This is a genomic window from Enterobacter genomosp. S (genome assembly GCF_001631805.1).
GTDB lineage: Bacteria > Pseudomonadota > Gammaproteobacteria > Enterobacterales > Enterobacteriaceae > Enterobacter > Enterobacter quasihormaechei.
Genome location: NZ_LVVA01000001.1, coordinates 184,292 through 204,044, shown reverse-complemented (window position 1 = coordinate 204,044; position 19,753 = coordinate 184,292). Strand labels below are relative to the sequence as shown.

The 19,753-nt window shown below is 54.2% G+C and carries 23 protein-coding genes; 9 read left to right on the top strand and 14 right to left on the bottom strand.

Annotated features, from left to right (window positions below; all coding sequences use genetic code 11):
* Positions 1–64: 64 nt before the first annotated feature.
* Positions 65–310 (top strand): YmjA family protein, encoded by a 246-nt coding sequence (locus tag A3466_RS01020; protein ID WP_063449031.1) that lies wholly within the window; start codon positions 65–67, stop codon positions 308–310.
* A 4-nt stretch (positions 311–314) separates the two neighbouring features.
* Here A3466_RS01020 and A3466_RS01015 read toward each other — a convergent pair whose 3' ends face one another.
* Both A3466_RS01015 and yncL read right to left on the bottom strand, forming a co-directional pair.
* Positions 315–1,814 carry an EAL domain-containing protein gene (locus A3466_RS01015; RefSeq protein WP_063449030.1) on the bottom strand — a complete coding sequence of 500 codons (1,500 nt, stop codon included), beginning with the start codon at positions 1,812–1,814 and terminating at the stop codon, positions 315–317.
* A 111-nt stretch (positions 1,815–1,925) separates the two neighbouring features.
* On the bottom strand, positions 1,926–2,018 hold the full coding sequence (gene yncL / locus A3466_RS21900; protein WP_071524166.1) for a stress response membrane protein YncL: 93 nt from the start codon (positions 2,016–2,018) through the stop codon (positions 1,926–1,928).
* Positions 2,019–2,386: 368 nt separating this feature from the next.
* On the opposite strand from yncL, the gene A3466_RS01010 reads away from it, so the two are divergent.
* Positions 2,387–2,635 (top strand): GlsB/YeaQ/YmgE family stress response membrane protein, encoded by a 249-nt coding sequence (locus A3466_RS01010; protein ID WP_003857896.1) that lies wholly within the window; start codon positions 2,387–2,389, stop codon positions 2,633–2,635.
* A 126-nt stretch (positions 2,636–2,761) separates the two neighbouring features.
* Here A3466_RS01010 and A3466_RS22970 read toward each other — a convergent pair whose 3' ends face one another.
* Positions 2,762–2,860, bottom strand: a complete 99-nt coding sequence (locus A3466_RS22970) for a YoaK family small membrane protein (protein WP_015570793.1) — start codon at positions 2,858–2,860, stop codon at positions 2,762–2,764.
* 45 nt (positions 2,861–2,905) lie between these two features.
* A complete protein-coding gene (locus A3466_RS01005) occupies positions 2,906–3,934 on the bottom strand; it encodes a sensor domain-containing diguanylate cyclase (RefSeq protein ID WP_063449029.1) in 1,029 nt (342 codons plus the stop codon).
* A gap of 251 nt (positions 3,935–4,185) precedes the next feature.
* On the opposite strand from A3466_RS01005, the gene A3466_RS23605 reads away from it, so the two are divergent.
* The 3 genes from A3466_RS23605 to A3466_RS01000 all read left to right on the top strand — a co-directional run bounded on the left by A3466_RS23605 (position 4,186) and on the right by A3466_RS01000 (position 4,887).
* Positions 4,186–4,323, top strand: coding sequence for a hypothetical protein (locus tag A3466_RS23605; protein ID WP_245167727.1), 138 nt, complete (start codon positions 4,186–4,188; stop codon positions 4,321–4,323).
* A complete protein-coding gene (locus A3466_RS22730) occupies positions 4,280–4,501 on the top strand; it encodes a putative hemolysin (RefSeq protein ID WP_245167725.1) in 222 nt (73 codons plus the stop codon). Before A3466_RS23605 ends, A3466_RS22730 begins: the two co-directional genes overlap by 44 nt.
* 80 nt (positions 4,502–4,581) lie before the next feature.
* Positions 4,582–4,887, top strand: a complete 306-nt coding sequence (locus tag A3466_RS01000) for a hypothetical protein (protein ID WP_063449028.1) — start codon at positions 4,582–4,584, stop codon at positions 4,885–4,887.
* Here the strand turns inward: A3466_RS01000 and A3466_RS00995 are convergent, their stop codons facing one another.
* Complete coding sequence (locus A3466_RS00995) at positions 4,888–5,232, bottom strand: DUF488 domain-containing protein (RefSeq protein ID WP_063449027.1); 345 nt, start codon at positions 5,230–5,232, stop codon at positions 4,888–4,890.
* Between the two features lie 154 nt (positions 5,233–5,386).
* Between A3466_RS00995 and A3466_RS00990 the strand changes: the two genes are divergently transcribed.
* Complete coding sequence (locus tag A3466_RS00990) at positions 5,387–6,094, top strand: CTP synthase C-terminal region-related (seleno)protein (RefSeq protein ID WP_063449026.1); 708 nt, start codon at positions 5,387–5,389, stop codon at positions 6,092–6,094.
* A 30-nt stretch (positions 6,095–6,124) separates the two neighbouring features.
* Here the strand turns inward: A3466_RS00990 and A3466_RS00985 are convergent, their stop codons facing one another.
* Entirely contained in the window at positions 6,125–7,312 is a 1,188-nt protein-coding gene (locus A3466_RS00985; protein ID WP_063449025.1) for a CynX/NimT family MFS transporter, read from the bottom strand.
* A gap of 99 nt (positions 7,313–7,411) precedes the next feature.
* On the opposite strand from A3466_RS00985, the gene A3466_RS00980 reads away from it, so the two are divergent.
* Positions 7,412–8,203, top strand: coding sequence for an AraC family transcriptional regulator (locus tag A3466_RS00980; protein WP_063449024.1), 792 nt, complete (start codon positions 7,412–7,414; stop codon positions 8,201–8,203).
* Here the strand turns inward: A3466_RS00980 and A3466_RS00975 are convergent.
* The 3 genes from A3466_RS00975 to A3466_RS00965 form a co-directional block, all read right to left on the bottom strand.
* A complete protein-coding gene (locus A3466_RS00975; RefSeq protein WP_063449023.1) occupies positions 8,187–8,633 on the bottom strand; it encodes a DUF441 domain-containing protein in 447 nt (148 codons plus the stop codon). The two genes, A3466_RS00980 and A3466_RS00975, sit on opposite strands and share 17 nt — an antisense overlap.
* A 106-nt stretch (positions 8,634–8,739) precedes the next feature.
* Positions 8,740–10,776 (bottom strand): glycoside hydrolase family 31 protein, encoded by a 2,037-nt coding sequence (locus A3466_RS00970; protein WP_063449022.1) that lies wholly within the window; start codon positions 10,774–10,776, stop codon positions 8,740–8,742.
* 15 nt (positions 10,777–10,791) lie between these two features.
* Complete coding sequence (locus tag A3466_RS00965; RefSeq protein WP_063449021.1) at positions 10,792–12,123, bottom strand: glycoside-pentoside-hexuronide (GPH):cation symporter; 1,332 nt, start codon at positions 12,121–12,123, stop codon at positions 10,792–10,794.
* A gap of 287 nt (positions 12,124–12,410) precedes the next feature.
* Here A3466_RS00965 and yoaI point away from each other — a divergent pair, with 287 nt between their 5' ends.
* Entirely contained in the window at positions 12,411–12,512 is a 102-nt protein-coding gene (yoaI, locus tag A3466_RS23600) for a small membrane protein YoaI (protein WP_226842027.1), read from the top strand.
* A gap of 20 nt (positions 12,513–12,532) precedes the next feature.
* On the opposite strand, the gene A3466_RS00960 is transcribed toward yoaI, so the two are convergent.
* The 3 genes from A3466_RS00960 to yeaG form a co-directional block, all read right to left on the bottom strand.
* Positions 12,533–13,033, bottom strand: a complete 501-nt coding sequence (locus A3466_RS00960; RefSeq protein ID WP_063449454.1) for a YbaK/prolyl-tRNA synthetase associated domain-containing protein — start codon at positions 13,031–13,033, stop codon at positions 12,533–12,535.
* Between the two features lie 99 nt (positions 13,034–13,132).
* Complete coding sequence (locus A3466_RS00955; RefSeq protein WP_063449020.1) at positions 13,133–14,416, bottom strand: YeaH/YhbH family protein; 1,284 nt, start codon at positions 14,414–14,416, stop codon at positions 13,133–13,135.
* A 68-nt stretch (positions 14,417–14,484) separates the two neighbouring features.
* Positions 14,485–16,419, bottom strand: coding sequence for a protein kinase YeaG (yeaG, locus tag A3466_RS00950; RefSeq protein WP_063449019.1), 1,935 nt, complete (start codon positions 16,417–16,419; stop codon positions 14,485–14,487).
* A gap of 432 nt (positions 16,420–16,851) precedes the next feature.
* Between yeaG and A3466_RS00945 the strand changes: the two genes are divergently transcribed.
* On the top strand, positions 16,852–17,598 hold the full coding sequence (locus A3466_RS00945; RefSeq protein WP_063201628.1) for a MipA/OmpV family protein: 747 nt from the start codon (positions 16,852–16,854) through the stop codon (positions 17,596–17,598).
* Positions 17,599–17,648: 50 nt separating this feature from the next.
* Here A3466_RS00945 and A3466_RS00940 read toward each other — a convergent pair whose 3' ends face one another.
* Positions 17,649–18,539: a D-hexose-6-phosphate mutarotase gene (locus A3466_RS00940; RefSeq protein WP_063449018.1), complete on the bottom strand. Its 891-nt coding sequence runs from the start codon at positions 18,537–18,539 to the stop codon at positions 17,649–17,651.
* Positions 18,540–18,614: 75 nt separating this feature from the next.
* The gene (gene gapA / locus A3466_RS00935) at positions 18,615–19,610 is read right to left on the bottom strand and encodes a glyceraldehyde-3-phosphate dehydrogenase (protein ID WP_006809136.1); all 996 of its coding nucleotides are present in this window, start codon (positions 19,608–19,610) and stop codon (positions 18,615–18,617) included.
* Positions 19,611–19,753: the final 143 nt, after the last annotated feature.

Here is a 19,753-nt window from a genome sequence, read left to right as displayed (position 1 = left end):
GGGTTAGATGACAACGGGAGCCTGAGGGTTCCCGTTTTTTATGCACAAAAGACGGAAAAACGCTATGAACCATGATATCCCGCTCAAGTATTATGACATCGTCGATGAGTATGCGACTGAAACGGCGAAACCGGTCGAAGAGGCAGAGCGTACGCCGCTGGCACGCTATTTCCAGCTGCTGCTCACTCGCTTATATAACAATGAGGAAATCAGTGAAGAGGCGCAGCGGGAGATGGCTCTCCAGGCGGATATTGATGAAGCGCGCATTGACGATATCGCAAACTTCCTGAATCAATGGGGCAATGAATAACGCTTCATCGCGTTGAGTCTGCCAGCAGGCTGGCCAGGTCGCGCCGGGTTAACGATTTTGAAAAGTACCAGCCTTGCACGAGGGCATCAGGATATCTCTGGGCGATGAACTGATATTGCGTTTCGCTTTCGACGCCCTCAAACACGAGGGTTTTGTGCAGCTTAGCGAGCGCGTCGCAAAAGATCGCCAGAATATCCTGTTTATAATGCTCGTTAATGCCATCCACTAAAGACTTATCCACTTTGATTTCGTCATACTTGAGGTTTGACAGCCTGGCCAGATTAGAATTTTGCACGCCAAAATCGTCTATGGAAATTTTGACGCCTGCCGATTTAAGCTCCTCACAAAACTCTTCAAGGATGGCCGAGGTGGATACGCCATTCTCGGATAATTCGACCTTTATTAACGATAAGGGAAGCGCGTGCTGTAGGCATTCATGGCGTAATACCGCCAGGAATTTGCCGTCTTCAATTTCCGTTCGCCCAACGTTCAGTGAAATCATGAGCTGATGTTCAGTGGCCAGCGCGGCAATTTCCGACAGGGATTTTTTAATCATGTTCCGGTAATAAACGTTATACAGCCCAATTTTTTTAATCAACGGGATAAACAGCTCGGGAGAAACCTCTTTGTGGTTGTTATCCTGCCATCTCGATAACACTTCAACCCCAACGATTTTCTTATCAGCAACCCGAATAACGGGCTGAAAGTGTACGCTGATAGTATTCGCTTTCACCGCCTTGACCAGCGTTCGCTCCAGAGATAGCCGGTCTTCATAAAGTCGCAGAGAAAACAGCGTCAGCGATACCCAGATAAAGTATAAAAACAGACACAGGAGCACCATCACTACGCGGGACAGCGATGCCAGTCCGGCATTGTGATGGGTGACGGTCACGCACAAATCCCAGCGGGTGCTGCACTGCGTCACGGTCTGCGTGAATAGCAGAGACGACAAGCGGCTAAGGTTATCTGTAGGAGACGTAACGGTGAAAAAGGTCCGGTCGAAATCTTTCGTGGAAGAACGAAGAGAATAATTGGCGGTTACGGGGGAAAATTTATCGTAGGCTGAACGTGACGTGAAGATAATAAGATGGTTATAAATTGTCGCATTGCCCACAAAAAAATCTTTCTGTGAAAATTGCGCCAGGCTAAATCCGTTCAGAGTGTCATGAAGCTCAGAGGGAAGGGCGATGGGATTTGCCAGCTTGCCCCAAAATGCGGTGCAGGTGATTTTCCCATTTTCAATAAACCCCACATCGGCGAAATAGAGACTCTGCATCTTTAATTTACGGTAGTCGTTCAGACTCGCGCTATCGCATCCCTTCACGGAAGTCGTTTTAAGCGTGCTGGCGATAATTTGCGTCAAGTCTTCGGAATAGCGTAACAGCGTGTGGGCGATCTCCCTCTGCCGTTCCTTTTGCTGCTCAACAATGATGGCGTTAACAGCATACAGCGACAGGACGACCAGAAAGGTTGAGATGATAGCAACGCTAATGGCCTTCTTCATATTCCTGCTGTCCCGCCACGTCCTGAGGTGCAGGGATCTTAACACAGGTCATAAAAGCTACAAGCAGGAGAGAAGAGCCAGCACGGTATCGCCGTGCAGGCTACATTCCATTCAGAACCACTCAAACCGTGTGGAGAGCAGTAACAGTAGCGTACTGGCAGAAACAAGATTCAGGCAGATGACAAATTTGCTCGATACGTTCATGTAATCAATTCTTTGCTGTTCAGTAGCCACAGAGAATAGCGTTTCGCCACCTGTGAAAAAACGCCAGATTTTGGTGGGTTCAGGCAAAAAAAAGCCCACTAAAAAGTGGGCAAGAAATACTGGAAGCAATGTGAGCAATGTCGTACTGAATACCTGAGTGATTTGCTCAACTATTCAGCATTGAGAAAGATAATCTTTCTCAATAAAAGATGCAACCCCACGATTCATGTGGAACGGCAAATTTTTACTGTTCAGATTTTACTCAAACGAACCGTGTGATTCTTATCACAAATTTCCTTTCTCAAATCCTGTGCTATCCTTTTCTGTGTCGTTGATTTAATGACAAAAACCATACGGAGAGGAAAGCTATGGGAATTTTATCCTGGATTATCTTTGGGCTGATTGCGGGTATCCTGGCGAAGTGGATTATGCCGGGCAAAGATGGCGGCGGTTTCATCGTCACGATCATTCTGGGGATTGTGGGTGCAGTCGTTGGTGGCTGGATCAGTACCCTGTTCGGCTTTGGCAGAGTTGATGGCTTCAACTTCGGCAGCTTTGTCGTCGCGGTGATTGGCGCGCTGGTTGTTCTGTTTATCTACAGAAAAATCAAAAGCTAAATCTGAACTGTGTTAAAAAAGGCTGCCTGATGGCGGCCTTTTTACTTTGGGTTACCACCAGCCCAGCTGGGTACCGGCTACGGCTACGATGGCCACAATCAGCATGATGAGGGTCGTTTTTCTCACTTATGCCCCCGGCGCGGCGTATCCGCCAAGGAAAAACCAGCCTAAAAACACCACCGCCGTGATAAAAATAACAACCGGAAAGAGGATCCCTATTCTCATGCCATCACCTGTTTGAGTTTGTATAAGGCCGTAGAGTGTACGGTTTTAATCTAACGCGACAAAGCCTGTTTTGCTTTTTCCCTTTTTATCCTGATACATCGCGAGGTCTGCGGTGCGCAGGGCGCTATCTTCATCCGTGCTGTGAGGATCCACAATAACGACGCCATAGCTTGCACCGGGATAGAGAATAGTGACATTTCCTAACCTATATTCGCCCGCGATACGACCGTTGAGGCGGGTTTTGATTGCGTTGACCTCTGAGCTGGCGTCGCCATCATTGCTGTCACTCAGGCTGGCAACCAGAAATTCATCGCCGCCGAGCCGGCCGATAATTTCGTCCTGCGTTTGCTCGTGCGTAAGCCGATTGCCGACCTGAATGAGGAACCGATCGCCCGCTTCATGACCGTACTGGTCATTGATTCGCTTGAAGTCATCAAGGTCAATAAAGGCAATCATGACGTTGCGGTTAAGATGGCGCGCCAGTGAGAACAGGGTGGTGAGATTTTCAAAAATTGCGCGACGGTTTGGCAGGCCGGTAAGGGCGTCGGTGTATGAGTAGGCAATGAGCGCGGCGTTAGCTTCGCGAAGCTGAAGCACCAGCGACTCTTTCTGAATGTACTGACCAATTAGCCCGGCAAAGAGTCTGATCACCTGCTCGCCACGCTCGCTGAACTGTTTCTGTGCGGTGCTTGCCGCACATAGCGTGCCGTACAAGGTACCGTCAGCAAGGTGAACCGGCACGCTCATATAGGTCGTAATCCCCAGCGCTTTTGCAGCCTCACATTCTGGCCAGCGTCCAGGCACCTCGTTACTGAACAACGTGTCGCTATCCATGGCGCGCTTACACAGCGTTTCGTCCCAGGGCACGCTGAACCCTTCCGGGATCTGCATTTGCTTACTGTTACGGGCATATAAAATGTGCTGTAAACGCGCGTTGATATCGATTTTGGTCAGGTAGGTTGATTCCATATCGGTCACAATTTCCAGCATTTCCAGTAGCTGACGCACCAGACTGTCGAGAGATTGCTCGGTGGCGAGGGTTTCTGAAACACGGGCAAGAATGATATCTGACATAAAGCAGGTTGACTCCCATGCAGAAGGCCTCTGTATCTGCATGTTATGCTGAAATTATAGACTCCGGTCATAGTTAAACATGAATAGGGGAAATTTTATATATTCTTCTGGAAACCAGGGCGGGCGCGCTAAAAAAAAGCCCCGACGCGAAGGCCGGGGCAAAACATCTTGATTACGGAATGATGTTCTCTGATCAGAGTGAGAACAGACCCCACTATAGGGACGAATCGTGCAGGTTTAATGGAGAAATCATGGAGAAAACGGCGATGACCCGTTACTCTGACGTTTTCAACACCCTGAAGGATCGTGAAAATGAAATATCTTTTCCTGGCACTGGTACTTCCGTTGGCCGCATGTTCATCAAAGACACCCCCTCCCGATGCGCCTGAGCCGCCGCACGCTATTGGTATGGCAAACCCGGCGTCAGTGTACTGTCTGGAGAAAGGGGGAGAGCAAATCCCTGTTCAAAGCCCTCAGGGCGTACGTACCGAGTGCAAACTGCCAGGCGGAGAAACGATCGATGAATGGGATCTCTACCGCCGCGATCATCCGCAACCGACCAGATGACAACGGCAATAAAACTGCGATACACTTCTCTTTAGGATTATTCTTAGCCAGTTTCTGGCAGCACGTTTGCGAGAAGAAGTATGTTTCAGTTAAAACCGGGCAGCATGGCGATGATCGTGGGTGCGCGTACGACGGCAGGCCGTCGAAATATTGGTAAATCCGTTGAGCTGTTTGGGCTCTGTCAGCCAGGCCAGCGTTTTGTGAACCCGGTCAACGGCGTCATGACGCAGTTACCCGCCACGTCAGCGCGCCCGCTGTGGCTGGTCACCGGTGATGTCTACGCGTTTGATAACCAGCACGGTTTTGCGTTTGTTCGCCCGGAACATCTGATGCCGCTGACGCCGGACGAGATGCCACGCATCGTTGATGAGCTGGCGATCGGCTAATCAAAATCTCCGCAGCCAGTCCGCCAGCACCCGCGCGTGATTCTGCTCCGTATTTTTCGCACCATAGAGTAGCGTCACGGTCTGCTGTCGGGCGAGGGCCGCAAGGCGTTTGCCTTCATCCTGATGCTGCGCCAGCTCTTTTCGATAGGCTTCACTGAACGCGGTGAAATCGATCGCTTCACCGTGGAAGGCTTTACGCAGTTCGCTCGACGGCGTTAGCGATTTGCACCACTCATCGTAGGCAAGATCGCTCTTTTTTATTCCTCGTGGCCAGAGTCTGTCTACCAGCACCCGGTAACCATCGTCTGACGTTGCCTCTTCATACACGCGTTTGCATTGAATCATCCGTTTTCCTCCCTACTGTTGTGTGACGTTCAGCAAGAACACTATAGCACCAGGCTTTTATCCACCCAATTTAAGGTATTGTGATAATTGCAAAAGATCGGTAGTCTGAGGTTCCTTATGTTATCTGAAAATCCTCCGGCATAAGGAATCTCTCATGGAACTCTCCCCGGTTAAAACGACGCTGCGCATTGCGCTGGTTGGTGATTACAATCCCGATGTTATTGCGCACCAGGCGATCCCGCTGGCGATTGACGACGCCGCTGCGGTTCTGGATCTCACCGCGGATTATGACTGGCTCGCCACGCCTGAGCTCACCAGTCCCGAAGACCTGGTCGGTTACGATGCCATCTGGCTGGTTCCGGCAAGCCCATATAAAAACACCGAGGCGGCGTTTATTGCGGCGCGTTACGCGCGCGAAAACAGCATCCCCTTTCTTGGCACCTGCGGCGGGTTCCAGCATGCGCTGATTGAATATGCCCGCAACGTGCTGGGCTGGCACGATGCAGGCCATGCCGAAACCGATACCGAAGGGAGGATGGTGATTGCGCCGCTGGCCTGCTCGCTGGTGGAACAAACCGACGCGATCGAACTGCGGAACAACACCCTGATTGCCAAAGCGTACGGGAAGCCGGAAATTCAGGAAGGGTATCACTGCAATTACGGCGTCTCGCCTGAGTTTGCCCGGCAGCTTGAGCGGGGCGACATGCGCGTGACGGGCTGGGACGAACAGGGCGAGATCCGCGCGGCAGAGCTGGTGACCCATCCCTTCTTTGTGATCACCCTGTTCCAGCATGAGCGGGCCGCGCTGCAAGGGCGTCCGGTGGTGCTGGCCCAGGCCATGCTGCGGGCGGCGCAGGGATAAAAAGGCAGACCGAAAGGTCTGCCTTGTGTGTCAGCGGGGTGTGATTTCCCGATCGCGCCCGGCCAGCATGCCGCAGAGAGCCATCACCACCGCAGCCAGCGCGCAGGCGAGCAGCGGAATACGCCAGTCTCCGGCGGTATCGTGAATTTTCCCCATCAGCGGTGGCCCACAGGCCGCCAGAAGATAGCCAATGGACTGCGCCATGCCGGAAAGCGCGGCAGCCTGATGGGCCGAACTGGCGCGCAGCCCGATAAAGGTCAGGCCGAGGATCATGGTGGCGCCGGATCCAAAGCCAAACACCAGCGTCCAGACGACGGCCAGCTGCGGCGCAAACCAGAATCCGGCTGCGCTTACGGCGCACATCAGGGCGACAAGCCCGGCAATGCCACGCTGATCGCGAAGACGGCGCAGGATAAGCGGAATGGCGAGACCGGGAACAGCGGTGGCCAGCTGGAGAAGGCCGTGCATGGAGCCCGCCTGCGTTTCGCTGTAGCCGTGGCTGATCAGAATTGCGGGCAACCAGCCGATTATGACGTAGTAAATCAGTGAGTTGATGCCCAGAAAAAGCGTCACCTGCCAGGCAAGGGCGGAGCGCCAGATGGCCCGGTTGTGCAGCGCGCCCGCTCCCGTCAGGGTTGCGACCGGCTTCTGGCGCCATTGCGGTAACCACAGCAGCAGCGCCACCAGCGGGAAGAACATCAGCATCAGCAGCGCCCCGTGCCAGCCGGCATTCCCCAGAGACAGCGGGACGATCAGCGCCGATCCTGCGGCAGCGGCGGCCCCCATCGTCAGCGAATACGCCCCCGTGAGTTTTGCGACCTGGCCCGGAAAATCGCGTTTGATTAGTCCGGGTAACAGGACATTGCCCAGCGCAATCCCGCAGCCAACGACCGCCGTACCGATAAACAGCAGCGACGCCGACGGCAGCGAACGTATGCCAATCCCGATGCATATCAGCAGCAGCGCGATAAAAAGGCTGCGCTCCATGCCCAACCGCCGGGCGACGCCTGCGGCAAGGGGAGAGATTAACGCGAAGGCCAGCAGCGGCAGCGTCGTGAGCAGACCGGTTTGCGCCGTGCTTAAGCCATAGTCCTGACGAATGGTATCGAGCAGGGGGGCGACGCCGGTAAACGTGACGCGCAGCGTCGTGGCAATCATCAGGATACCTGCAATCAGCAGCGCACCCTGTTTCCCGGAAGGTTGAATAGCAGTAGTCATTATTGTCTCTTACGTTCAGGCGAGCGCATACAATACCGATTTAAGTCGTGGTTGAAATCAGGCTAAAATGACAGTTTATCGCTAATATCGGACAACTTTATGTACGGACTGGGGCTCGACGGCTACGATCCCGACAGCCAGAACGATGCGGCGGTGGCCTTTCGCATCCGTGTGGTGGCACAAGAACAATTTATTCCGCTTCATCAACACCGCAAAGGGCAGCTGATTATGGCGCTGGGTGGGGCGATAACCTGCGAAGTGGAAAACGCGATGCTGATGGTGCCGCCCCAGTATGCGGTGTGGATCCCGGGGCAAACGCCGCACAGTAACAGGGCGACGCCCGGCGCGCAGCTCTGCCTGCTGTTTATTGAACCCGGTGCGCTCGACCTGCCGGCGCGTACCTGTACGCTGAAAATATCGCCCCTGGTGCGGGAACTGGTGCTGGCGCTCGCGGACAGGTCGCGGGAAGAACTGCCGCTTCCCGCGACTGGCCGACTGGTTGACGTCCTGTTTGACGAACTGCCCCTGCAACCGCAGGAGCATCTCCAACTGCCGGTTTCCCCGCATCCGAAAATTCGCCTGATGAGTGAGACCATGGCAAATGAGCCTGCCGCCTGGCAGACGCTGGCCCAGTGGGCCAGCCACTTTGCCATGAGCGAGCGCAATCTGGCGCGGCTGGTGGTGAAAGAGACCGGGTTAAGCTTTCGCCGCTGGCGTCACCAGCTCCAGCTGATTGTCGCGTTGCAGTTCTTGATCGGCGGGAAGTCAGTACAGCAGGCGGCGCAGGCGCTGGGGTATGACTCCACCACCGCCTTTATCACCATGTTTAAGAAAGGGCTGGGGCAGACGCCCGCCCGCTATATCGCCAGCCTGACTACGACTTCCCGATAAACAGCGAAACCAGCCCGGCAGCAATTAGCGGGCCAACCGGCACGCCACGAAACAGCGCCACGCCCAGCACGGTGCCCACCAGCAGGCCGGCCACCAGTGAGGGCTGGCTGCTCATCAGCGTCACGCCGCGTCCGCCAAGCCAGGAGACAAAAACGCCCACCGCAATCGCCACCAGCGATTTCCAGTTCACAAAGGAGTGCAGCAGCGTTGAGGCCGGCAGCGTTCCGCTGGCAATCGGTGCCATCACGCCGATGGTCAAAATAATGATCCCGATGGTTAGCCCCTGTTTTTCAATCCACGGGAAGAAGGTGTTTAGCGGCGTAACGCGAACGATGATCAGTACCAGAATGGAAATCGCGACGGTGGTGTTGTGGCTGATAAAACCCAAAGCAGCCAGGGCCAGAAGTATAAGCAGAGTAGGGTCGAGCATGACGGGATCCTTGCCAAAAATAGTAAGCCTGCTTACTTTACGCGCAAACGCGACGGCAGGCAGGCTTTAGTGAAAAAATTGTCTATTTTTGGGCGCTTGCCTGAAGTCAGTTCACCAGTTGAGGGATAAGCGGACTCCCGTCGCGGATAAACACCGGGATGGTTTCCAGCGTCGCGGGCACCCGGATATGCTCCCCGCCGGGGTAGCGTTCGCCGTTAAGGGCGACCCAGCTATTGCCATTCGGTAACCAGACATCGCGCTCACGCTGGCCGGCCTGCATAACCGGCGCCACGAGAAGATCTTCGCCAAACAGATACTGATCTTCACACGCCCAGCTCTGCTTATCCTGCGGATAGTGCCAGAACAGCGGACGCATTAGCGGGTCTCCGTGCAGATGCGCCTGCTGGTACAGCGCGTCAATATACGGGCGCAGGGTTTCGCGCACGGTAAGCCAGTGCTGCATGATGGCGTAATTCTCTTCTCCGTAACTCCACAGCTCATTAGGCGAACCGCTGTTACATTGAGGAATACCGTCCCGATAGCGCTCCGGGGGCTGGATCTGCGGCTCGCGATAGCCGTGCATGCGCAGAACCGGCGTAAACACCGCCCACTGGAACCAGCGGATCAGCAATTCGTGGAACGCCGGGTCGTTGACGTTCCCTCCCTGGAAGCCGCCGATATCGGTAGTCCACCACGGGATCCCCGCCAGCCCCATATTCAGTCCGGCGGCGAGCTGATTGCGAAAAGCATGGAACGAGGAGTGGACATCACCCGACCACGCCAGCACGCCATAGCGCTGGCTGCCAGCCCAGGCGCAGCGTACCAGGTTAACTATCTCAGTTTCACCGTTTGCCTGTAGCCCATCGTAAAAGCCCTGCGCAAAATCGCGCGGGTAGCGGTTGCCCACTTCCAGCACCGGACCGGCGTGGTAGCGATAGTTATCAAAATCATAGGCGCGGTACTCCGGTTCCGCTTCGTCGAGCCAGAACAATTTGATGCCCATGTCGTAGTAATTTCGCTTCACCGTATCCCAGACAAACTCGCGTGCCTCGGGATGCGTGGCGTCAAAGAACGTCGTATTGCCCATAAAATCGAGGTTGACCTGCACGCCGCGTTCGCTGCTGACAAGCCAGCCTTTGGCTTTCATCTGCGGGTAGAGGGCGCTGCGCGCCTCTACCGTTGGCCACACCGACACCATCAGCGCAATACCCATTTCGCGCAGCTCATCGACCATTGCTTTAGGATCGGGCCAGTCCACGGGATCGAAGCACCAAGTGCCCTGATTCGGCCAGTGGAAAAAGTCGATGACCATGACCGACAGCGGCAGGTTACGGCGGCGATACTCCCGCGCGACCTCCAGCACCTCCTGCTGGGTGCGGTATCGCAATTTACACTGCCACAGCCCGCTGATAAACGCCGGGGCTGCCGGGGGCATACCGGTGGCTTTCACATACTGGCGGGTGATCTCCGCCACCGTGTCAGCGGCAGTGATCAAGTAGTCCATTTCACCTGTGACCCGGGCGCGCCATTCCGTCTGGTTTTTAGCAAAGCTGGCTTCGCCAATCGCAGGATTGTTCCACAGCAGGCCATAGCCAAGGCTGGACTGCATAAAGGGGACGCTTGCCTGAGAGTTGCGCTGCGCCAGTTCCAGCGTGCAGCCTTTCAGATCCAGCCACGGCTGTTGATACTGACCCATACCATAGATGCGTTCTTCCGGACGCGATTCAAACCGGACAGTGAGCTGATATTTGCCGCCCATCAGCGGCTTAAATTCGCGACCATCCAGCTTCAGGGCGCTGACGTATTTATCCTGACTCTTCTCGCTGGCACCGATACCGACCGTAGAACGCTGGCGCCACATCTCCTCCAGCAGCAGCTCACCGCGCTGATTGTAAAAGGCCAGCTGACCTTTAAGGTTCAGCCTCGCGGTGATATTGCCGTTGCGCAGCGTCAGGCTTTCCGCTTCGGCGACGATTTCAGCTTCGCAAGGTGCAGCGGGTAACAGCGCCTGCAAGGCTTCATCGAACGTCGGGGAACAGGTGGCCCTGACGCGCAGGCTGTTTTCCCCCCAGGGTTCAATACGCAGGATCTGACGTTCAAAACGCCACTCGATACTGTTGGAATGTTGAATCAGCTCACTCATGGATAACGCGTCCTTCTAAACGGGGTGTTTGGCGAGATGGATAGACTGCATGGTGCTGTCGTCGAGCTTGTACCAGCGCAGCGTGGCAAACGCGCAGAGCGACAAGACGCCAGGCACGAGGGTGAAGAGGGCAATGATGCAGTACATCGCCGTGGTGGTCTGTTCCGGGGCATTGGCCACATAGCCGCTTAAGCCCAGCGTCCAGCCAACAATCGCGCCGCTGATTGCCATCCCCAGCTTGAGTACGGCGAGGAAGGTGGAGAAGATCACGCCGTCCATGCGTTTGCCCTGTTTCCATTCGCCATAGTCGGCGACGTCTGCCATCATCACCCACATCAGCGTGGTGGTGGCCTGGTAAAGGGTGGAGACGATGAACGTCATAGGTACCAGAATCAGCACCGACTTAGGCGCAAAGAACAGGGCGATACTGAGTACTCCCGCCAGCACGGAACAGTAGCCAAACATCTGCACTTTACTTACGTTCTGCGTCAGACGTTTAGCCAGCGCGCTGCCTGCGGCTTTTCCGAGAATATGCGCGCCGAGCATCCACATAAAATAGCTCGCGCTACCGAGATAATACGTGACGAAATACATCATTGCGCCAAGGCGAATAACGCCAAAACCAATGTTGGTTATTACCAGTACGGCGACAACACGCCATTGGTCGTTTCGTAATAAATCCCGCAGTTCCGCAAGATAATTATTGTGGGTGGCGGGAGCCTTAATACGCTCGCGCGTATTGGCGAAGCAGATCCAGAACATGACGACCGCGACGGTCGCCATAATGGCCATCGCCCAGCGGTAGCCCAGCAATTTATCGTCGCCGCCTAAAAACTCTGCCAGCGGCATCATAAAGAATGTCGACAGCGCGCCGCCCAGCGTGGCCAGGAAAAAGCGATAAGACTGGAGGGAAATTCGCGCATCGTTGTCAGGGGTAATTACCGCGCCCATAGAGCAATAGGGGATATTAATCGCGGTATACATCAGCATCATCAGGGTATAGCTGACGGTAGCGAAAATCATTTTACCATGCAGATCGAGCGACTCCGGTACGGCGTAGGTCAGCAGACAGCTGGCCCCAAAGGGCAGCGCCAGCCACAGCATCCACGGGCGGAATTTGCCCCAGCGTGTGCGCGTCCTGTCGGCGATATAGCCCATCGCCGGGTCTATTATGGCATCGGCGGTTCTTGCCAGAAGAAACATAGTGCCCACGAATGCCGCAGGCAGACCCACCACATCCGTATAGTAAAACGTCAGAAAAATAATGACGTTATCCAGCCCAATATGGCTCGCCATATCGCCTAACCCATAACTGATTTTTTCTTTACGGGTAATTATTTCGGTCATTGTATTCACCTTGCCAGTGTAAGGTTTATTTATGAGGTGCTCCGTTAACAGAGTTAACCATGATGAAAAGGTTAACAATTACGAGATCTGGCATCGGGGTTACGTTAATTTCTTTTCGTGATACCGGTAACAAATAAATCATATAATGAGTGACTTTACGCAGCGGACCATATTTCGCTCAGAATCGTTTCAGCGGCAAAATAGTCGTTTTATTTATGCATCGCTGTCATGTCGCTGTCATTTGGCGGGGGTAAAAAAGGGGTGATCGGGGCAACGCTGAGGGCATCATGAACGATCCTATGTTTGTCGAAACGCTGGTTATCTCCTCTTCGTTTTTTATCATCGCGATTATTCTGATCGCGTCCGTGCTGCTGCTGGAAAACGGCTGACCGTTAGCCAGCCTCTGTATTTATTGTTTCCGGAAGGTCACAAGCTCAGGACGGGCGATGCGCAGATAGTCCTGGGTATCCATAATCACCGACTTTTCCAGCAGGCCAGCGTTAAAGGCGATCTCGTCGAAACGCTCAAACAGCAGCGGATCGGCGACCAGCGTCAAATCCGGATGAAAGCTGAACGGGGGAATGGCGCCGAAAACGCAGCCGGTAAGGGCGTCCACCTCCGCCGGACTGGCGAGAGAGGCCTTAAGCCCACCGAAATGGCGGGCAAGCAGGCTCAGATCGGCCTGCCGATCGGCGGCGAGGATAGCCAGAATATGTTTCTTTACGCCGTTGCCTTTTACCTTGCAGACCAGCGCTTTTGCACCCTGTCGGATATCGGTCCCGCGAATTTCACTGACCGCTTCGCATTTTCCAACGGCCTCATGCTCCATCACGCGAAAACGCGCACCCTGCTCGGTTAATAAGCTGATAAGCTGCTGATGGGTCGTCGTCCCAGTCACGTCACCAGACATCATGATTTCACCTGTGATTTGTCAATACGCAGCTTGTTACCTTAGCACGGGACGGAGAGGGCTGAAAGAAAACAGCCAGCGGGAGCGCTGGCTGTTGGGTCATGCATTGCTGGTGGACGATTGTTTCTGGAACAGTTCCCGGAAGACCGGATAGATGTCATCCTGGTCACGAATGTGCTGCATCGCGAAGTTATCGAACATCGCTTGCAGATGCTCATATTCACGCCACAGCGTCTGGTGGGCGCGACGGGTAATTTCAATGTAGCTGTAGTAACGCACCACCGGCAGGATCTTCTTCGCCAGAATTTCATGACACAGCGGCGAGTCATCCGCCCAGTTATCACCATCCGATGCCTGCGCGGCATAGATGTTCCACTGCGCCGGATCGTAGCGCTCCTTCACCACCTCATCCATCAGCTTCAGGGCGCTCGACACGATGGTGCCACCGGTCTCCTGCGAGTAGAAGAACTCATGTTCATCCACCTCTTTTGCCTGAGTATGATGGCGAATGTAGACCACCTCCACGTTCTTATAGGTTCTGCTCAGGAACAGATAGAGCAGAATATAAAAACGCTTAGCCATATCCTTCGTCGCCTGATCCATCGAGCCTGATACGTCCATCAGACAGAACATCACCGCCTGGCTGGACGGCTCCGGACGTTTTTCGTAGTTCTTGTAGCGCAGGTCGAAGGTGTCGATAAACGGTACCCGGTCGATCTTCGCCCGCAGTTCGGCAATCTCTTTACGCAGGCGCTCCTCTTCCAGCAGCTGCGCCGGTTCCGTGTTTTCCACCACCTTCAGGCTGGTTTCCAGCTCGCGCAGTTCGCGCCGTTTACCCGCCGTCATCGCCGTACGTCGCGCCAGCGAGTTTTGCAGCGAACGCACGACGCTGATGTTGGCGGGCACGCCGTTTGCGGTATAGCCCGCGCGGTGGGTTTTGTATTCATTGAGCTGGCGATGCTGATTCTTTTTCAGATTCGGCAGGGCCAGATCTTCGAACAGCAGGTCGAGATACTCGTCTTTAGATATCTGGAAGACGAACTCATCCTGGCCTTCACCGTCCTGGCTGGCCTGTCCCTGACCGCTGCCAGAACCGCCGCCTCCGCCTTGTGGCCGCTCGATTCTGTCATTCTGGACGAAGTGGTCATTTCCTGGGTGCACGCGATGGCGAAGGCCGCCACGCCCCTGATGAAACATCGGTTCGCTGATGTCATCGTTGGGGATGGAGACGGATTCACCGCTGTCGACGTCGGTCACCGAGCGTTTGTTGATGGCCTCGGAGATCGACTGTTTAATTTGCGATTTATAACGGCGCAAGAAGCGCTGGCGATTCACCGTGCTCTTGTTTTTGCCGTTAAGACGCCGGTCAATAAACCAGGTCATATATCCCCCGTACTGCATTTGCCAACTTTCAGCGGCCCGGTCAGCAAAGGCGCTGCCGGGCACTTGTGTTAAGACGATTTGCGCACGCGCAGGTACCATTCGCAGAGCAGGCGGACCTGTTTGCGGGTATAGCCTTTCTCCATCATACGGTCGACAAAATCGTCGTGCTTTTTCTGCTCGTCGGTGGAGGTTTTGGCGTTAAACGAGATGACCGGCAATAGCTCTTCCGTGTTGGAGAACATTTTCTTCTCGATAACCGTGCGCAGTTTTTCGTAGCTGGTCCAGTTTGGATTGCGGCCATTGTTATGCGCTCTGGCGCGCAGCACGAAGTTCACAATCTCGTTTCGGAAGTCTTTCGGGTTGCTGATCCCGGCCGGCTTCTCGATTTTTTCCAGCTCCGCGTTCAGGGACTCACGGTCAAACAGCTGGCCGGTGTCCGGGTCGCGGTACTCCTGATCCTGGATCCAGAAGTCAGCGTAGGTGACGTAGCGGTCAAAGATGTTCTGGCCATATTCGGAATAGGATTCCAGGTAGGCGGTCTGGATCTCTTTGCCAATGAACTCGGCGTATTTCGGGATCAGGTAGCCTTTCAGGAACTCCAGGTAGCGTTCAGCCTGCTCCTGCGGGAACTGCTCGCGTTCAATCTGCTGTTCCAGCACGTAGAACAGGTGGACCGGGTTAGCGGCCACTTCCGCGTGGTCGAAGTTGAAGACCCGGGAGAGGATCTTAAACGCGAAACGCGTCGACAGACCGTTCATCCCTTCGTCGACCCCGGCGTAATCGCGGTATTCCTGGTACGATTTCGCTTTCGGGTCGGTATCTTTCAGGCTTTCCCCGTCATAAACGCGCATTTTCGAGTAGATGCTGGAGTTTTCCGGCTCTTTCAGGCGCGACAGGATCGAGAAGCGCGACAGCGTTTCCAGAGTTCCCGGCGCGCAAGGGGCATGCATCAGCTCACTGTGGTTGAGCAGTTTTTCGTAAATCTTGATCTCTTCGGAGATCCGCAGGCAATAAGGCACTTTGACGATATAGACTCGGTCAAGGAACGCCTCATTGTTTTTGTTGTTACGGAAGGTTACCCACTCAGATTCGTTCGAATGAGCGAGGATAATCCCGTTAAACGGCAGGGCGGAGATACCTTCCGTCCCGTTGTAGTTGCCTTCCTGCGTGGCGGTCAGCAGCGGATGCAGCACTTTGATCGGTGCTTTAAACATCTCGACAAATTCCATAATCCCCTGGTTGGCGCGGCACAGCGCACCTGAATAACCGTAGGCATCCGGATCGTTTTGCGCGTGATGCTCCAGCTTACGGATATCGACTTTACCCACCAGCGCCGAGATATCCTGGTTGTTCTCGTCACCGGGCTCGGTTTTAGCAATGGCGATTTGCTCAAGAATGGATGGCCAGACCTTCACGACGCGGAATTTGGTGATATCCCCGCCAAACTCATGCAGACGTTTTGCCGCCCACGGCGACATGATGGTGCCGAGATAGCGGTGCGGAATGCCAAACTCTTTATCCAGAATCTGCGCATCCTCCTGCGGATTAAACAGGCACAGCGGATGGTCATTCACCGGGCTGCGCTCGCCGTTGGCGCTCAGGACATAGATCGGCACGCGCTGCATCAGCGCCTTCAGCCGTTCAGCCAGGGAGGATTTACCCCCGCCGACAGGACCCAGCAGATAAAGGATTTGCTTCTTCTCTTCCAGCCCCTGAGCGGCATGCTTCAGGTAGGAGACGATCTGCTCGATGGCGTCTTCCATGCCGTAGAACTCTTCAAACGCCGGGTATCGGGCGACCACCCGATTCGAAAATAGACGGGAAAGCCGTGGCTCCAGGGCAGTATCGACCATGTTTGGCTCACCGATAGCCATCAATAGCCGTTCTGCCGCATTGGCATAGGCACTGCGATCTTGCCGACAAATGGTAAGAAACTCCTGCAGTGTGAACTCTTCGTCCTTGGCAGCTTCATAGCGCTGGCGATAGTGATCGAATATATTCATGGCATGCCGTCCTTTCGTTTTTTAGCACAGGATAAGAGCCGTTCGTATGAGTAGTGGAGGCTCCCGGAAGAGAATTTTTCGCACCTCACCTCCAGAGCAGCAACCTGTGTGCCAGGTCGAAGGCTATGAACCGCAGGGTGTTCAGCAAAACCTCTTCTTAAATTAAAGCGTAGATGGCAATTGCAAAACTTGCATACGCATAAAATCTACTTTCAATGACATATCAATAACTCATCCAAAAATTTCCACTGTGGTTATAAGCGAAAGGAGGGTTTTTCATTTAGCGTTCACATAAATGAAAGCGGGTTGTCATCTGAAAAATGAAAAATAACGGGTTAATCAAACAGATTAGCGCGCAAAAAATTTTGGGATGTACGGGAATGGCGGTTACACTTCACCCGCTGATTATTTGACTACAGGAAAGAATGGATTGTGACCAAACTCAAACTTCTGGCATTGGGCATCCTTGCCGCGACCGCAGCGAGCACCGTACAGGCTGAGAGCCAGTGGACTGTTGGCGCGGGTGCTGGCGTGATCAACAGCCCGTACAAGCAGTATGACCGCGACGTTTATCCTGTCCCCGTTGTCACCTATGAAGGCGATAACTTCTGGTTCCGTGGATTGGGCGGCGGCTACTATCTGTGGAACGATACGGCCGATAAGCTCTCCATCATGGCCTATTACGACCCAACGTACTTTAAACCAGGCGACAGCGACAGCAATGCGCTTCGTCAGTTGGACAAGCGCAGAAGCTCGCTGATGGCGGGGCTTTCATATGTGCATAACACCCAGTATGGCTTCCTGCGCACGGCGCTGGCGGGCGATACCCTGGACAACAGCAACGGCTTCATCTGGGATCTGGCGTGGCTTTATCGCTATACCAACGGCGCGGTGACCCTGACGCCGGGTATCGGTGTGCAGTACAGCAGCGAGAATTACAATGACTACTACTATGGCGTGTCTAAGGCTGAGTCTCGCCGCAGTGGTCTGAATAGCTACAGCGCTGATGATGGCTGGGATCCGTACCTGGAACTCACCGCCTCCTATAACTTCCTCGGCGACTGGAACGTGTACGGTACTGGCCGTTATACCCGTCTGAGCGACGAAGTGAAGGACAGCCCGATGGTCGACAAGTCCTGGTCCGGCATCTTCTCCGTGGGTGTGACCTACAAGTTCTGATCTGAACGTTATGTATTAAAACGGGGCGCTTGCGCCCCGTTTGTTTTTTGTTATGCCTGACGCTTCACTATCTTGATCGTCTGGCCTAAGCGGGACGGTTTTTCTTCGCTGGTTTTCTGCGGCACAGTCACACACGCGGTTTCCACACACACGAAGGTTTTGTAACCGTCGTCCGGGATATCCGCCATGCTGACGGAAAGGGCCGGGCCCGGGTTCCAGCCGACCACGTTGCTGTGGTGGTGGTGAACCACGTCAATACCGCGGTTCAGCGCGCTGTCGTGGATCACGCTACAGGCTTCCGGGTGCAGATAAACGCGGTCGGTACGATCCGGGAAGCTCTGCACGCCATCGTCCAGCTTGCCTTCTTTCGCGTTATCCACTTTGTCGATGAAGGTATCGCCCAGTCCGCTCACCTTAACGGCCTGGATGTCGCCTACGTTGAAATAGGTGTGCAGCGCGGAGGTGGTTTCGAATTCGCCGTGCGCTTCCAGCTCAATTTCGCAGGTTTTACCCAGCTTGAAGCGGGCATACAGAGTGAACTCGTGTGGCCACAGGGCGCGTGTTTCATCGTTCGCCTGGAGCTCAAAGGTCAACACCGCGCCGTTATCATCTTCGTTATGCGCCTTCAGCGTCCACTGCTGGTTACGGGCGAAACCGTGAGACGGTAAACCCTGCTGCGCTGACGGGCCAAACCATGGCCAGCAGATCGGTACGCCGCCACGGATCGCCGCCCCTTTTTTGAACGAGGTGGCATCGCTCAGCCACAGGCCTTCTTCTTCGCCTTCTGGTTTCCAGGAGAGCAGGTGGGCGCCATTGAGCGCTACGGAGGCTTTAACGCGCGGATGATCGACGACGATGAGATCGGCACCGTCAATCTGACGGCGGGAGAGCACAGGGGTAAGTTGTTCGACTACCGGAAGTGCAAAAATTTTATTAATCATTAAGCAATCCTCTGTCTAAAAAACAATAAAAAAGGCGACCGAAGTCGCCTTTTAAGATCAAGCACTCATCTCAACTTATTTGGAGATGTGAGCGATCAGGTCCAGTACTTTGTTAGAGTAGCCAGTTTCGTTGTCGTACCAGGAAACCAGTTTCACGAAGTTGTCGTTCAGTGCGATACCTGCTTTAGCATCGAACACGGAAGTGCACACTTCGCCGTTGAAATCGGTAGATACAACGTCGTCTTCGGTGTAACCCAGAACGCCTTTCATTGGGCCTTCGGAAGCAGCTTTGATTGCTTTCTTAATTTCTTCGTAAGAAGCAGCTTTTTCCAGACGAACGGTCAGGTCAACAACGGATACGTTAGGAGTTGGAACGCGGAACGCCATACCAGTCAGTTTGCCATTCAGTTCTGGCAGTACTTTACCTACTGCTTTAGCAGCACCGGTAGAAGATGGGATGATGTTCTGAGCCGCGCCACGGCCGCCGCGCCAGTCTTTGTGAGACGGGCCATCAACGGTTTTCTGAGTAGCGGTGGTAGCGTGAACGGTAGTCATCAGACCTTCGATGATGCCGAAGTTGTCGTTGATCACTTTAGCCAGCGGTGCCAGGCAGTTGGTGGTGCAGGATGCGTTGGAAACGATGTCCTGGCCAGCGTAAGTTTCGAAGTTTGCACCACGAACGAACATTGGGGTGTTGTCTTTGGATGGACCAGTCAGAACAACTTTCTTCGCGCCCGCAGTGATGTGTTTACGTGCAGTTTCGTCGGTCAGGAAGATACCGGTCGCTTCAGCTACAACGTCAACACCGATTTCGTTCCATTTCAGGTTAGCTGGGTCTTTCTCAGCAGTAACGCGGATGGTTTTGCCGTTAACAACCAGGTGGCCGTCTTTCACTTCAACGGTGCCGTCGAAACGACCGTGAGTTGAGTCGTACTTCAGCATGTACGCCATGTATTCAGCGTCCAGGAGATCGTTGATACCAACGATTTCGATGTCAGAACGTTTCTGAGCAGCACGGAAAACAATACGGCCGATACGGCCAAAACCGTTGATACCTACTTTGATAGTCATATATTCCACCAGCTATTTGTTAGTGAATAAAAGGTTGCCTGTAAAATTACAAAAACCTTACGCAGCGTCAAGCGGAATCGTGTCAATCATTGCGACAAATCAATCCTGTGACTAACGTTTGTGCGACTGACTCGCCTCACTTT